Here is a 15,396-nt window from a genome sequence, read left to right on the forward strand (position 1 = left end):
GTGGGCGGCCCGTCGTGGAAAACAACCTGGGAAATCAGACTCGGCTCATGGCTTTCGATTGCATGAGACTTGCAAAGCCAGATGTTCGTCGTGGGCCGAACTGGGAATACCTGCCAAAACGCGCCCTGATTCAGCAACCGAAGCCTAGTGAAAAGGAAGCGCTGCGCCGCCTCCTTTCACGAAGGATTCCGCCAGGGCCTACCTACATAGAACTGGTCGAGGAGATCTGGGGCCGCGGCTATGAGGTCTACGTCGTCGGGGGAACTGTACGAGACGTGCTCGCCGGCCAGCAAGCACATGACGTGGACCTGGTAACCACGATGCCAATCGCGAGGCTCCGTCCACTTCTAAAGACCATGTTCAGGGATGAGATCGGCGGAAGCGATGAGAACGGCTACGCCCGTCTCGGCGGGAAGGGCGTCCATGGCGACCCTTTCATCGACCTCAAGCTGTTTTGCCACGGCGATTCAGGGACGCCCGATGCCCTCTTTGGCGCCGACTTTTCGTTAGACGTTTCGCACCGTGATTTTGCGTGTAATTCCGTCTATTACGATCCCATCAACGAGGTGCTGATCGACCCCACAGGGCGGGGCATATCCGATGCGGAGAAAATGCTGCTGCATGTAGTTTGCGACCCTCAGCTGCGACGCCCGGCGTCCGTCGGACAAGTGAGCCTGCGCTACTTCAAATTTCTTCTAAGAGGATTTCAGCCGACCGCGGCGACTCGAAAGGCCATCGAAGAGAGGTTCATTCCTTGCTTGAGCGCCCTCACCGATGCCGACCGCCTCGGATACATCAAGCGCCAAATATTTGGAAAGCTTGCGGCATCGGAGCACGCTGACGCGAAGGCCCGGCTCGAAGCAGCGGTCAAGTCTTGCACGGTTACAGGACTCTGGAATGAGTGCTTTGAGCCCATCTGCGGCGAAATGTGCACATGAGCTCAATCAACGGACTGGATCCAAGCTTCTACTGTCTCCCAGTCGAGTTGATTGACGGGGTTTTCAGGCAGAAGAAGGATTCCGCGCTTGGTGGTAGCGACTTGCCGACGGTTCGGGACCTGTCATCAATTCTCTCAGCCAGGTATGTCAAGGAAAGCGGTCGCCTAGTAATCGGCGAGAGGCTCTACGCAGGGCCGGTACTTGTGCATCGCGACGGCAAAGGCCACAGCTACGCGTTAGTGGATAGCGGTGGTAAACCAGTTGGCGCCGCACACGAAAGCGGGATCGTACCTGAACACGTGCAGTCAATTGCCAAACGTGCGATGCCGCTGGTTTCGCGCAGCGAAGCCCTCACGCCCTTCGAATCAGTCGACCTCCGCAACGCGTTCATCGAACCAGAGTTTGCTGAGTTCGCTCCCGATGGCACGGTCATCTCCCGCCGAAGTTGGTGGTCTGTGCTGTCAGAAACCAGAGCAATCATCTTCGGCGCACCTGGATCGGGCAAGTCCACCTGCCTGCGGAGAATGGCGCTGGAATGTGAGCGGGGCGAAGAAGATGACCCAGCACGCCTCCCGGTCTACATGCAGCTTCGACATATTCAGTCGAGCAACTCGCTTGAAGAGGCAGCTCGGTCTTTGTTTGCAGGGCCGCCTCTCCTGCTCGAAACGGATACCAGCCAAAGCATCGGCGAGGGCGCCGACTACCTAGCGAATGCACTGCTGCTTTTGGATGGGTTGGATGAAGTTCCCACTCATCTTCAGGACGAGGTGCTTGCCAGCATGCAGGGTCTTGCCGCCAGCGGCACCGCAGCTGCCATTTTCATATCGACTCGGGAGCGCGGCTACGAATGGCGCATTCCTGGATTCAAGTACTTCAAGCTTCTGCCTTTGCCAGACAGCAAAGTTCGAGAGTGGGTCTACTACCGCCTTACTGCCGAGCCTCCTGTGCCGTGGAGACAGTTTATCGCATCGTTCGAGCACAGTCCAAAGATTCGGGAGCTGTGTTCTAACCCACTTCTTCTTTCAATCGCAGTCAGTGCATATCGCAGGAGCGCCACTCTCCCTGCGAGCAAGGCAGTATTGCTGGAGAGCTGCCTTGACGCGGTGACAGATCGCTGGGATTCAACGCGAGGGGTCGTAAGGGATTCACAAAGTTGGGCATCACCCAAGATGAAGGTCGCTGCATTAAGTCGAACGGCTTTTTTTCTCCACGGTAAGCAAGGCGATCTCTTCACATTGGAGGACTTCTGCTCCTGGAACCGTCCGTTGGGTGCCGACAGGAACTTGCTTTTGGCTTTGCAGCGGCACACTGGATTGGTGACCCAGGTAGGCAGCGAAGACCGATGGAGCTTTGCGCACCGGACCATTGCAGACTATCTCACTGCGAGATTCGTGGTGTTCGACACCGACGACTCGGCAAAAACGCTGCGTGGACTTATGAAACATGAGCGCTGGCGTGACGTCTGGTCCTACTCTTGCGGCATCGCCCACGACGCTACCCCACTGATTTTGATGGTGCTCCACAACGAAACCTTCACCAAGAGACATCGATTCGACGCGATTGCCGATGCCTTTTCTCAGGAATTGTTTTGCTCAGACGACGCTTCCGAGCTAGCTCTGAAGGAAGTGAAGGCATTTCTCTCATCAGCCCTGAGGCCGTTGCTGCTCTCCCAACGCTCAAGAACAGTCACGACTCGCGTAGCGCTCGTTCGCAAGTTCCGGTTCGAAGACGAGCAGCGGAATTCAGCGGCAACGGAAGCGAAGAGCAGGTTGCTCGTGAATGTTGTCGGCTCTCTTAGTGCTTTAAGGCGGGGCGTACTTGGGGAGCGTTTGGTCAGCTGGCTGGAGAAATCCAAACACGAGGCGATGAGGACGCTGGCAGCATTGCTTGACAAGGATGCGGCGCTGTCCGCCAATGCGTCGGTTGAGAACGGTCGGGTGCACCTAACGGTTGTGCAAGATCGTCCAAACTTTCAGTTGGAAGCAATCGAATCTAGACCCGACGCGCCAAACGCCACTCAACGCTAGCCAGTGTGGAGTTGCCGTACTTGCTGGAGCGCAAGTGCCGGCGCGCTGGCCAAAGCTACGGGTGGTTTTGGGTGTTCCCTCAGGGCCAGCACAGCCCTGATTCTTGGACCCTGTCAACGAATCCAATAGTCATCCGGCAAGCGGCTCCCAAGTGCGAAGAGTGGCGCTACGTCTGCTATGCGTGATCCGCAATGAGAGGCCGGTTCCGAAGGTGAACGGGCCGGCTGGGACCGAAGGCGTTCTACGACCGGAGTCGGCCAGAGTCGACCATGGCGAACGGCGGCTGTCGGGCCGCCTGCAACACGAATTCCGGCCCGCGTCGCGGGAGGTGTCAAACTTGCCTCTCTCACGTCCTAAGGGAACAGGACTGCGGTGCGACCTGGGTGACGCAGACCCAGGCAAGCGCCCCCGAACCGCCGGCGCCTCAACTGACTCCTGCGTCCAGGATCCAAGACGAATGTTCGGAGATCCTGGTCAACTGTCGCTGGCTGGCAGCATCATATCCGAGGGCGCGGATCAGCGCTGGGCTTGCCCACATGACGCCAGGCGTATCAATGTGGCCGCGCAGCGCGTTCAGTTCCTCAATTTGTCTGAGAGTTGGCACCAAGGCGAACACTTCGGCAATCAGCACTTCGTAGCACTGAAAGTGCTGGGTCCAGCGAATTCCCTCGACTCGGCGGCCAACATAGTCGAAAGCCGGGGCCCGAAAGTTTTCGGAACTCAACACTCCTGTTTCAACGAGCTCTTCGTTGAACTCTCGCCAAGGGGAGGTTTCCCGGCCACGGCCCTCTAGGTACCACTGAATGAATGCCTCAATGGATCGCCGGGGAACGAAAACCCGAAGGTCGTCTCTACTGTCCTGATCGATCGGAATTTTGCTGTCGGCTTTTACTCCGAGGTTTCCTAGCTTCCCGTGCGCAGTGCTGAAGGTTTTTAGAACTCCGCCAACGGGTTGGAACTGCTCGATGCGATTGCCCTTGGTCAGTAGGAAATGACCATCGACCTCGATGCGCACAAGTGCGGAGATGGAGAAGCGGATCTCCGCCTCGTCGCCAACCTCTGCAGGATTCTTCAGGCCGATGGTGGATTCGGTGCCGCGCACAGTGAGTTGCTGTGTGCGGTCCATATTGACGGGGTCGACAAAGAACCTGTTGGCCGCCGAAACACCGCGCTCGTAAAGGTCAGCTTTCTCGCTGACGCTCAACTTGAACTGTGTGCTCGAGAACCGTCCAGGGTCGATCTCGATCAACCCTGCCAATTTCTTTGTCTGGACGTCGTAGTTGTCACGCCCGTCCAGCATGGCGCCCATGATGGCCACCAGGTACTCGCGGTACCCCTCTGGAGCAAACGGAAGCGACGCGGACCTGGAATGAAGCCTGAAGCCAAGCGTTGCATTCCCATCGAACAGAGACAGTGGAAAGTTGCTCAGCACACCGCCGTCAACCATCAGGTTTCGGCCCAGTTGCACCGGCTCAAAAACAAAGGGAATGCTCATCGACATCCGGACCGCCTCAGCCACCTCCAAGGTGGGTTGGCTGGCGGTATCCAAAACGACCAGAGTCCGTTCGGTGAGGTTGGTCGCAACAATGCGAAGCTGCTTGGGGCAATCGTTGAAGAAACGAACGCCCTTCCTGGCAAGATGCTTGTGAATCCACTCTTGGAACAGCTTTCCCCGGTAGAGGCCCAGCCTTTTTGCCAAGGCGAGGCGGACCAAACTTGCGCCATCGAGCAAGGAGTCGAACTGGACCCCTTCCAGGATCGACCGCATCTCTGCAGCGGTGTAGCCGGCCGCGTAAAGCGCCGCAACGATTGCGCCTGCAGATGCCCCACCCACGCCCTCGAACGAAACACCGCGGCTTTCAGCGACCTCCAGGGCGCCGACGAGTGCGACGCCTTTGACACCACCGCCTTGAAAAACTCCGTACTTGTACATTGCTCAGTCCAGGCTTTACGCTCTATCTGCTTTTGCCGCTACGCCACCATCGCCTCTGGCTGCATCGAAGTTGTCGATGACCGCCTTGGCGATTCCTTTGGAGCTCACCATCAGCCCGATCTCCCGCCGAACGTTCGATTCGCCCGGATCAGCGGAGAGCCAGTTCTGGCTGGTTATCAGGACATGGTCATCATCCCAAGCCAAGATCTTGGCGTGCAGCTTGGGCGTGAGAACCGGCTGCACCGAAGGCACCGGATGTCCATCGTGCGAAGTCGATGCGCCAGCCGTCCCTTCGCTCGCCACACCGTAGAACACGCGCGCCTCGATGCCGTGCTCGCGTACAGCGGCGATGGTGGGCAATACGACCGAGGGGCGGGCGGCTGAACCAATCCGATGGCTCGTCACGAACATTCGGCGACGGGCGGAGTCTCGTGCAAGGCGTGCAAACTGGGCGTGCTGCGGGCCAAGCACCAGCGTCACCTTCGCCTTTACACCTGCTGGTGGCTTCTGAAGGCGAGCGTCCGAAGCGAGTCTGGCCATCTCACTCGTCAACTCCGTCCAATGGCGATCACCGCCACGTGTCAGGTCCGCGGTCTGCTCGAGAACGGCCGAAACGACGTCGGGATCGCTGAACCGTATGGATGCCTCGTAGTTCTGGAATCCAGACGAGAGCCAGTTGCAAGAGCCAACGGTCGCGGAAAGGCGCTCCGACTTACCGTCGTCGCATATCAGGATCTTCGCGTGCGACCGCGTGGAGAAAGGGTGCACGCGGATACTCAGGCTCAGGCCCTCGGCCTCGATGCTTGAGCGAACTTTGGCGATGGTCTTTGCCGTGGTCACCGCATCCGTCTTGTTCTCGTCCTCTCCCCACAGCACATCGATGATCGCACCTCGCTTTGCGGCTGCGATGAGCGATGGCTGCACCTGCGCGATCCCTTGCTCGGAGATGAACGTCGAATGGATGATGATCCTGTGCTTGGCCTTCTTTATCGCCTCGTGGAGTACTTCCTCGTGCATTGTCCCGCCGAGGATCAGGTCCTCGGGCCTGAACACCGCATCGATGGCGCGTGGAGCAGGCCTGTCCGCGAACGGCACCTGGCGTCCCGGGTCTTGTTGCAGTGACTTCTCGGCCATCGGGGAGGGGGCTGCATTGCGCGCAGCTCGCATGACAAGCTCGACGAGTTCAGCTGGCGCGCGCGGTGGCACGCCCTCGACGTTCGTACCCCGTACTGTAGCAATCGCGAAGCGCTTGACCATCTTCTCCGCCGAAGGCTCGATTCCGAGAAACTTCTCATCGTCTTCGAAAAGAGTCGCGAGAACGCCGGCCGTGTCGTCGAATGCGTCGAGGTCCCGCGGCTTCAACCAGACCAGTCGCTCCCTGGCGGCGCGCCTCTCGACGACATGCTGTTCGACGAAGGGCATCTCGCGGCTTCGATAAAGCGTTCCGGTGACCTTGTCGATCACGAAGTTCATCCAGCGGCTTGTACTTTTGGCCAGCTTTGGAAGCTCCTCGTCGCCCACGACGCTATGCCCTGCCACCGTCGCACTGAAGACAACTCCTTTGCTTTCCTGTTGCAACGTGACCCAACCTGCTCGCATCAGCCGAATGAGCGCCTCTAGCACAAGACGCTGTGGAATGTCGCCAGCGACGGCGAGCTCACCAACGGTCCTCGGGTTGCTCGTCAACGCAGCAAGGAGAACGTGTTCGGCGAGGCTCCACGGCCTTCCTTTCTCAAGAAAGAACTTGCGCTTTCCTTTCAGCAACGGGATCGCAACGCGTACGACGCTCATCTGCGGCTCCCGAGCAAGGTCTTGAAAGGAACGCGCTTGACGTCGCCATTGGCTTGTCCGCTGTCGAGTCCCTCGAGCAGCTTTCTCAGGAACTCCACCCGGCTTTCGTCTGGTTTGCCGCGAACCGCGTGCATGACTTCCTTCAAGAACTCAGTGCTCGCGATCAGGACGAGCTGCCACTTCGCACGGCTCAAGAGGACGTTCATCCGCCTGGCGTCGCTCAGGAAGCCGAGTGCACTTTGCACTGAGGAGTGGTGGTTGTTTCGTACGAGCGAGACAATGACCACATCTGCCTCGCTGCCCTGGAACGAGTCCACGGTGTGGCACCACTGGCCGTTGGAAGAGGGCGAGCGAAACATCTTGAGGTGACTGAGTTTCTTGTCCAGTTCGTCGCTGATGGCTTCGTTTAGTGCGCGGCGTTGTCGCCCGTACGGAGACAAGATTGCCAAAGTCGGCGCTTCCTTGGCGTGCTCGGGTACGCCCCTCAACATATCCAAGACTTCGATGGCCGCCCGCACTTCGGGGGGGGTTGTGCCAAGCCGGGTACTGATCGCCTTGCTTCTGGTTCAGCGTCGACTGGACGTACGGCATATCGATCACCACGATGGGAGCCAGGGGAAGCCGACTTTCATCTGCGGAGGTGAACGGTCGAGGCTCGGAGGCAAACCGCTTCTCACACGTCGGATCGGTCTTGAGATCTCCGTAGAAACAGTTGGAGACGAGTTCCGCAATCGAAGGGTGCATGCGATGCTGTGCGGTCAGCTTCTTCGCTATCGGGCGCCCTCCCTTGCCCTTTGCTTGTCGCTTGAACTCGGCTTCGATCGCCGATTCGAAGAACGAGAGAAGTCGCAGGGCCTCGGAGCAAAGGGCCGGCAGCTGCGATTTGTCCTCGGCGACGTCCTCCAGCAGTTCCTCCGTCGTTGCATCCCTGAGGGACCGGCCTACGAACTCTTCACCAAGCTTCATCGCTTCGTGAATCCGGTCGGGTTGCGCGAGCAACTGCTTGAGCTGGTCGGATGCAAACGCCGGAAGCTGCTTGTGGTCGCCGATCATGAGTCTTCGGTGCGAAAGAAGCAGGGGGGACACGAGTTCGCTTCCCGTTGCCTTGGCGGCTTCCTCAACGATTGCCCAATCAAACTGGCCCCGTTCGTCGATCAGACGTTCCAGCTCTCCCGAATTGGTGGTCGCAAACACGACGTTGGCGGCGCGTGCGACGACTCCTTCGAAGGTTCGGAGAGACTGTTCCGCGCTTCTGCCGGCGACTGCAGCGGTCTTCCGGCCGGCAGCCTGAGAGGAGTCCGCTGCCTCCGCGAGATCCGAAAGGGAGCGCTGCAGCCTCGGCGGAACCTCCTTGGCCAGAGGGCTTGCTGCAAGTCGCCTGACCAGCCTGCGTGTCTGTTCCCTGATGTCGAACTGGCTTGGGGCCTCAATGGCATCGCGCTTGCTGGAGCGCACGACGAGTGGACCGTTAGGGTCGTTAGCCCTCAGAACACCGGCCAACTCGTCCATCAGATGGTCGATTGCCGCGTTGCTCTGGGCGGTTAGCAGCAAACGAGATGTTGGCTCGTCAGCGAACTGCCGGGTCACCAGATCTCGTACAAGCCTCGTCTTTCCGACTCCGGGAGGACCCTGCACAAGGAAGAACGGCAGGGTGGAGGTGAGTTGTTTCAGCGCCAGCTGCTTCGGCTCGTCGAGCTTCGCGAAAGCGGCGTCCTCGACAACCGTGTCGTGGCTGTCCAGCACACGGAGTCTTGGATCCACGATCATCTGCAGCAGTTCATGATGGGTCTTCAGCGCCTTGAGCGCCTTGAGACGTCGGCGGAACTGAACGTCTCGACCCACCGACGCGGGAACCATGATGGGGTCGTGGAGGGACGGAATCGCATCGGGGCCGTCAAACAGAAACACGTCCGGCTGCCCTGGCCGTTGAATGACCTCCCGAAAAATCCATTCGGTATTTGTCGAATCTCGATCGCCAAGCGAGCGGCCGTCCGCGAGAATCCAGTCCTCGGACCCGAGTCCGTCGGCTTCCAGTCGCTTCACGAATCGATCAGCCGGTGACTTGAGGTCCAGCGCGGTCGAGAGGGCCGTTCGCTCGGGATCCGATCGCAGTTGAACGCAAAGCCGGTCGCTGCCGTGCTCCGCGGTTCCACGCAGGTGCTCGGGCAAGGGCTGCAGTTCGACGGCGTACGCGTCGGCTGCTGCGTAGATCACCTCCAGCAGTTGGAGCAGCGTCAGGGCTCTGTGCGCAGTCTGCTCGGGAGAAAGCGGTGCATTGATCTCCCCGAAGTCACGCCGCATCTCGTCCCAGGACATGAGCTTGCCGCGAATGCGGGGGAAGAGGTCGGATGCATCGCGCAGCCCCAAGATCTCGAGCGACTCGGGCTGCAGCCTTCGCTGGTCGAGCAGGTTCACAGGGGCTGGGGCGTTGGGATCCACGCGTTCGCAGTAGGCGAAATCCCAGCTAAGAGCCAAGGTCTTGGGCGCGCGGAACTCTTCCAGGCGGTACAGGAGATTCTTTCCCCGCAGTACCAACCGAAACTCGTTCGATGCATCTTGCTGCCGTACGCAAAGCAGCAGCGGCTCGCTGGCCAGATCGTCCTTGACGAACTGAAGTTGTGCCTGGAGATCATCCATCTCGATGTCAAGTCCGGAAACTTGGCGGATACGCGTGCTCAGCCGGCTCTTGGGACCAATCCGGATGGCGAGATGAAGTTTGGCTCTACGATTGGCCGCCTCCGCCCTCAGTGCCCCCAGGACGCCGTCGATCCTCGTGGCGATCGCATCCCCATCGAGCGGCTGCTTGGGATTCATCTGGACGATGAGTCGAAGGAGCCGGGCCTCCTCGAGTGTCAAATGTTCCGCGATCTCGAAAGGGGCGATCGCCGGGTCGAGAACGCGCTGGCGCTTGGCCCCCAGCAGATCGGCGGCAAGAACGCCGAAGTCCTTCCAATCCTGCGAGAACGAATCGAACGTCCGGGCTGCACCTGCCGCGGTGCCTCGGCTTGATAGACCTTCTACGCTGGCGATCCGCATCGTCCACTCGAACCCGGTGAGCTGGAAATCCGGCTCGGATCCTCCGGCCGTGAGCACCGACCACGCGTCAACGCTGCGATGAAGCATCCCCTGTACGTGCAGCGTCTCCAGCCCATGCGCGAGCAGTTTCAGGTTGGCCCACACACGCAACCGGCTTGCAGTGCTGCGAGGCTGCCGCAGCCAGTGGTCATTGGGAAGGTTTTGACGCAAGGACTCAAGCGGCTGTCTCTGACCAGGCGCGATGATCAGGTAGAAGCCTCTGGTGTCGAACCCTGCGTCGTGGAGATGGGCAATGCACGATGCGGAGCCTGGATAGCCGGCCAGACGGTGCAGTTGCCTCAGTTCGTGGCGCCAGATTTGCTCCAGGTCGCTGTCGGGTGCCTTGATGCTCCTGCGCCACTCGCGGATGAGGACCGAATTGCCGTCGGGGTCTCTCCCTCCAACGACGCCGGGGCGGCCAGTCGCCACGTCAGGCTTCTGCAGATAGTCTTCATCGACGGTGTACGCAGTTAAGAAGCCATCTTTGCGGCGGCGCCTGGCGTTTGAACTCATCGAACTCCTTCTTTCTTCGCAAGGTTACAACAAGTTGCATGATCGCTAAAGCTCTTCGCGATGGGATGGAGCGCCTGATGGCAACAGACGCGGGGTCTTCGCCTTTCTGCGACACGTGCTGGACGTCTGAAGTCACGCCGGCCAGCCTGGGTCAAAATGGCCTTGGGGGAATTCTTATAGTGAAGCCGTGAGGCCCAAGACATAAACCTGCAACGGGCAACCGGCGGCGGATCTGGCCGGCGGCTTTAAAGCAGTAAGACCAGCATGGCGGATGTCCGTTCAGGGCGCAGAGCGCTAGTTCGCCAGCTGCGCGACCAGCCGTTCGGGCTGTCAGGCGGTGAGCTTTCGCTGAGTGACCGGCACGGGGGTACATCGAACCGACGCGCTTGGCGAGCGTGAATGTCAGGTTTCGCAGGCGACAGTCATTCGAATCCGAAAACTCAAGGTCAGCAGCCAGTCTGGAGCAGTCATTGCAGCGTCGCTCTCGGACGGCAGCTCCTGACCGATCGCTGTCAGGTGCTCTGCGGCACAGAAGATCACTGCTGGGCGACTCGCAGAAATGTCGGTAGCCCGTGTAACGATATCCCGCCTAAAGGGCTGGAAGGCCAGTGCCTGGGTGCAGCAACAGTCGCCATCGAGAGTGCAGCGCCTTGCAGGTAGTGGTAGTCGGAGACCTCGGCTACCTGGCCATGTGGGTGGACGCGCCCTTGTTACTCCGGTTGCAGGCCGACCGCATTGATGTAGTGCTTCCAGCGACCCTGGTCTTCCAGGATGGCTTGGCGGAAGCCGTCCAGGGCGGCCGGGTACGCTGCCGTGCCGCGCGTGTCGAAGTGTGCTTTGGCCTCCGGCGACGCAACAAACTCCAGCGCCAGAGCCGACAACTGGCGCACGATGTCCGGTGGCGTGGCGGCGGGCGCGAACAGGCCCATCCAGCTCGTCAGTGTGGCTTCGCCCAGGCCCAGCTCGGACAGCGTGGGCACGTCGCCTAGCACGGCAACGCGCGCAGGACTGGACACGGCCAGCGGACGCAGCCTGCCGGCCTGCATCTGCGGCACGACCTGGGATACCTCGACCATCGCGTAGTCCAGCGTGCCAGAGATCAGGTCGGGCAGCAACGTGGTTGTGCCCTTGTAGGGAACCTCCACAGCCTGCACCTTGGCCAGCCCGTTGACGGCCGCCACCATGACCTTGTAGCCCGCCGTGCTGGTGCCGTAGCTGAGCTTGCCGGGCCGCGCGCGCGCGGCGTCCAGCAGCGACTGCAGGTTCCTGTGCGGCGAAGCCGTCGGCACGGTGACCACGATGGGCACGACCGACATGCGCGCGATGGGTGCCAGGTCCTTGTTCGGGTCGTACGGCAGGTTGCGGTACATGTAGGGGTTGGCCGTGATCGCGCTGGCCGCCGTCAGCAGCAGCGTGTAGCCGTCGGGCGCGGCCTTGGCCACGTGGTCGGTCGCGATGATGCCGTTGGCACCGGGCCGGTTTTCCACGAAGAAGGACTTGCCGGTCCTGTCGCTGAAGTACTTGGCCGCGAGCCGCGTGAAGTCGTCCACGCCGGTGCCGGCGCTGCTGATCGAGACGATGCGCACCGGGCGCTCGGGGTAGGCCGGCTGCTGCGCCGCCGCTGGCAGCGCGCCAGCGCAGCACAAGGCAGCCAGCCAGGCCAGGGTGCGGCGGCGCGCCGCGCGGGGAAGGTTCGTGCGCATGGTCTCGTCTCCCGTTGATGTGTGGCCAGGGCCGGTTGGCCCTGGCGGTCAGCACCGGCTCAGAACCCGCCGCGGCCGCCGCCGCAGATCAGCGTCTGACCGGTCACGTAGTTCGACTCCGGGATGCAGAACAGGTAGACCGAGCCGGCGGCCTCCTCCACCGTGCCGAAGCGGCCCAGAGGCGTGTCGCGCCCGGCGGCGGCGATGCGGTCCGGGTGCACGCCGACCTTGATGTCGCGGCCCTCGACCTGCACCGTCTTGTCCTCGGTGGTGGGCTGGGTCAGGCGCGTGTCGATGGCGCCGAAGGCCACGCAGTTCACGTTGACCTTCATGCGGCCCCATTCCTTGGCCAATGCCTTGGTCAGCCCCATCACGCCGGCCTTGGCGGCCGCGTAGTTGGTCTGGCCCGCGTTGCCCTGGGTGCCCGAGATCGACGAGATGTTGACGACCTTGCGGAACACCTCGCGGCCGGCGTCGGCCTCGGCCTTGCTGACCTCGCGCAGGTAGGGCTGCGCGGCGCGCAGCAGGTTGAACGGTGCCTTCAGGTGGCAGTCGAGGATGGCGTCCCACTGCTCGTCGCTCATCTTCTGGATCACGTTGTCCCAGGTGTAGCCGGCGTTGTTGACGATGATGTCCAGCTTGCCGAACTTCTCCAGCGCGGTCTTCACGACGCGCTGGCCGAAGTCGGCGTCGGTCACGTTGCAGGCGAAGGCCGCGGCCTGGCCGCCGGCGGCGCGGATCTCGCCCACCACCTCATCGGCCGGCGCGGCGTCCAGGTCGTTGACGACGACGCTGGCGCCCTCGCTGGCGAGTTTGTGTGCGATGGCGCGGCCGATGCCGCGGCCGGCGCCCGTGACGATGGCGACCTGGCCTTCGAGTTTCTTGCGCATGGTGTGTTCTCCTTCCGTGAATCAGTGTTTTCCGTACAGCGTCACGACGCAGGCGCCGCCCAGCCCCAGGTTGTGCTGCAGCGCCAGCTGCACGCCTTCCACCTGCCGCCTCTCGGCGCTGCCGCGCAGCTGGTGCGTGAGTTCGTAGCACTGCGCCAGGCCCGTGGCGCCCAGCGGGTGGCCCTTGGACAGCAGGCCGCCCGAGGGGTTGGTGACGGTCTTGCCGCCGTAGGTGTTGTCGCCGTCGTTGACGAACTTCTCGGCCTCGCCGATGCCGCACAGGCCCAGCGCCTCATAGGTCAGCGCCTCGTTCTGCGCGAAGCAGTCGTGCAGCTCGGCCACGCGGATGTCCTGCGGTCCCACGCCGGCCTGCTCGTAGACCTTCTGCGCCGCGGCCTGCGCCATGTAGAAGCCCGCGTAGGCGATCAGCGAGGGCGGCTCGAACGAGGTGGCGGGGTCGGTGGTCATGGCCTGCGCCAGGATGCGCACGTCGCTGCGCAGGCCGTGCTTCCTGGCGAAGGCTTCGGTGCAGACGATGGCGGCGGCCGCGCCGCAGGTGGGCGGGCAGGCCATCAGCCGCGTCATCACGCCGGGCCACATGACCTTGTCGTTCATCACGTCCTCGGTCGTCACCACGTTGCGGAAGATCGCCAGCGGGTTGTTGGCCGCGTGCCGGCTGGCCTTGGCGCGGATCGCCGCGAAGGTCTCCATGCGCGTGCCGTACTTCTGCATGTGCTCGCGGCCGGCGCCGCCGAAGGTGCGCAGCGCCTGCGGCAGCTCGGCCACGTCCTCCGTGAGGTCGTGCATCACGTGCACGAAGCGGGCGCGCGTGCGCGGCCGGTCGTCCCAGTGCGACTTCAGCGCGCCGGCCTGCATCTGCTCGAAGCCCAGCGCCAGCACGCAGTCGGCCTGGCCGCTCTCGACCGCGGCCCGTGCCAGGTACAGCGCGGTCGAGCCGGTCGAGCAGTTGTTGTTGACGTTGACGATCGGGATGCCGGTGAGCCCCACCTCGTACAGCGCGGTCTGGCCGCAGGTGGAGTCGCCGTAGACGTAGCCCACGTAGGCCTGCTGCACCAGGGCGTAGTCCAGGCCGGCGTCCTGCAGTGCGGCGCGCACGGCGCAGGCGCCCATGTCGGTGTAGCTGGGGCTGGCGCCCGGCTTGGTGAAGGGGATCATGCCGACCCCGGCGACGACGGTGTTCTTGCTCATCGGTTGCTCCGTTGCTTGGAATGGGAAGGGGTTGTCACAGCTGGCGCGCGATCAGCTCGCGCATGATTTCGTTGGCACCGCCGACCACGCGCGAGACGCGGTAGTCGGTGAAGGCGCGGGCGATCGGGTACTCCAGCATGTAGCCGTAGCCGCCGTGCAGCTGCACCATGTCGTCCAGGCATTTCCATAGCGTCTCGGTGCTGTGCAGCTTGGCGATCGCGGCCTCCTGCACCGTCAGCTTGCGGCGCAGGTGCTCGCCCAGGTAGTAGTCCACCATGGTGCGCACGGCCACCGCGTGGGCCTTGGCATCGGCCAGCTTGAACTTGGTGTTCTGGAAGTCCCAGACGGTCTGGCCGAACGCGCGTCGGTCTTTCACATACTGCAGCGTGAGGTCGAGCACCCGCTCCAGCGCCACGGCGGCGTACAGCGCGATGATCAGCCGCTCCTGCGGCAGCTCCTGCATGAGGTAGGAGAAGCCCTTGTTCTCCTCGCCGAGCCGGTTGGACATGGGCACGCGCACCTGGTCGAAGAACAGCTCGGCCGTGTCAGCCGCGGGCTGGCCCACCTTGTGCAGCTTGCGGCCGCGCCGAAAGCCCGCGCGATCGGTCTCCACCATGACCAGGCTCACGCCCTTGGCGCCGGCGGCGGGGTCGGTCTTGCAGACCACCATGACCATGTCGGCCGTCATGCCGTTGCTGATGAAGGTCTTGCTGCCGGTGATGACGTACTCGTCGCCTTCGCGCACGGCGACCGTGCGCGCGGCCTTCACGTCCGAGCCGCCGCCGGGCTCGGTGATGCCGACGGCCAGGATGGTTTCGCCCGAGCAGACCTTGGGCAGCCAGCGGCGCTTTTGCTCCTCGGTGCCCAGGCGCACGATGTAGGGCGCGATGATGTCCGAGTGCAGCGAGAAGCCGGTGCCGGAAACACCGGCGCGGTGCATCTCCTCGATGATGACCGCGGCGTGGCCGAAGTCGCCGCCGCCGCCGCCGTATTCGGTCGGCACGGCCGTGCACAGCAGGCCTTCGCGGCCGGCCTTGAGCCAGGTCTCGCGGTCGACGCGGCCGGCCTCGTCCCACATGGCCTGGCGGGGTGCGCATTCGCGCTCGAAGAAGCGCTGCGCACTGGGGCGCAGCATCTCGTGGTCTTCGCGGAAGACGGTTCGCGTCACATGCACTGGGCTGTCCTTTCAGGGGTTGCTGGGGGGCCTTGCCCCGTGCCTTCATGATGGCCAGCCGGGGCGCGGCTGGCACTAGCCGGATGGGCGGGTTTTTCATCGACGGGCCGCCCCAAGATGAAAAGCGCCCCCTCGGGGGCAGC

The 15,396-nt window shown here is 62.4% G+C and carries 9 protein-coding genes and 2 pseudogenes; 2 read left to right on the forward strand and 9 right to left on the reverse strand.

Annotation, left to right across the window (positions count from 1 at the left end):
* The first annotated feature begins 14 nt into the window (after nucleotides 1-14).
* Nucleotides 15-938: a hypothetical protein gene (locus tag DES41_RS22225; RefSeq protein WP_170168254.1), complete on the forward strand. Its 924-nt coding sequence runs from the start codon at nucleotides 15-17 to the stop codon at nucleotides 936-938.
* Complete coding sequence (locus DES41_RS22230; protein ID WP_114469844.1) at nucleotides 935-2,965, forward strand: NACHT domain-containing protein; 2,031 nt, start codon at nucleotides 935-937, stop codon at nucleotides 2,963-2,965. Before DES41_RS22225 ends, DES41_RS22230 begins: the two co-directional genes overlap by 4 nt.
* A 424-nt stretch (nucleotides 2,966-3,389) precedes the next feature.
* Here the strand turns inward: DES41_RS22230 and DES41_RS22235 are convergent, their stop codons facing one another.
* The 9 genes and pseudogenes from DES41_RS22235 to DES41_RS22270 all read right to left on the reverse strand — a co-directional run bounded on the left by DES41_RS22235 (nucleotide 3,390) and on the right by DES41_RS22270 (nucleotide 15,253).
* Nucleotides 3,390-4,898 (reverse strand): SMODS-associated NUDIX domain-containing protein, encoded by a 1,509-nt coding sequence (locus DES41_RS22235; protein ID WP_114469845.1) that lies wholly within the window; start codon nucleotides 4,896-4,898, stop codon nucleotides 3,390-3,392.
* A 15-nt stretch (nucleotides 4,899-4,913) separates the two neighbouring features.
* Complete coding sequence (locus tag DES41_RS22240; RefSeq protein ID WP_114469846.1) at nucleotides 4,914-6,689, reverse strand: phospholipase D-like domain-containing protein; 1,776 nt, start codon at nucleotides 6,687-6,689, stop codon at nucleotides 4,914-4,916.
* Entirely contained in the window at nucleotides 6,686-6,835 is a 150-nt protein-coding gene (locus DES41_RS38485; protein ID WP_170168240.1) for a hypothetical protein, read from the reverse strand. Before DES41_RS38485 ends, DES41_RS22240 begins: the two co-directional genes overlap by 4 nt.
* Nucleotides 6,836-6,901: 66 nt before the next feature.
* Nucleotides 6,902-7,180: pseudogene (locus DES41_RS39865) on the reverse strand (AAA domain-containing protein); the annotation flags it as partial.
* Nucleotides 7,181-7,721: 541 nt separating this feature from the next.
* Nucleotides 7,722-10,277 (reverse strand): annotated as a pseudogene (locus tag DES41_RS22250) (AAA domain-containing protein); the annotation flags it as partial.
* A gap of 710 nt (nucleotides 10,278-10,987) precedes the next feature.
* Nucleotides 10,988-11,980: a Bug family tripartite tricarboxylate transporter substrate binding protein gene (locus DES41_RS22255; protein WP_114469848.1), complete on the reverse strand. Its 993-nt coding sequence runs from the start codon at nucleotides 11,978-11,980 to the stop codon at nucleotides 10,988-10,990.
* 59 nt (nucleotides 11,981-12,039) lie between these two features.
* Nucleotides 12,040-12,870: an SDR family NAD(P)-dependent oxidoreductase gene (locus DES41_RS22260; RefSeq protein WP_114469849.1), complete on the reverse strand. Its 831-nt coding sequence runs from the start codon at nucleotides 12,868-12,870 to the stop codon at nucleotides 12,040-12,042.
* 21 nt (nucleotides 12,871-12,891) lie between these two features.
* A complete protein-coding gene (locus DES41_RS22265) occupies nucleotides 12,892-14,079 on the reverse strand; it encodes a lipid-transfer protein (RefSeq protein ID WP_114469850.1) in 1,188 nt (395 codons plus the stop codon).
* A 34-nt stretch (nucleotides 14,080-14,113) separates the two neighbouring features.
* Complete coding sequence (locus DES41_RS22270) at nucleotides 14,114-15,253, reverse strand: acyl-CoA dehydrogenase family protein (RefSeq protein WP_114469851.1); 1,140 nt, start codon at nucleotides 15,251-15,253, stop codon at nucleotides 14,114-14,116.
* Between the last annotated feature and the right edge of the window lie 143 nt (nucleotides 15,254-15,396).

Source organism: Pseudorhodoferax soli, assembly GCF_003337555.1.
GTDB classification, from domain to species: domain Bacteria; phylum Pseudomonadota; class Gammaproteobacteria; order Burkholderiales; family Burkholderiaceae_C; genus Pseudorhodoferax; species Pseudorhodoferax soli.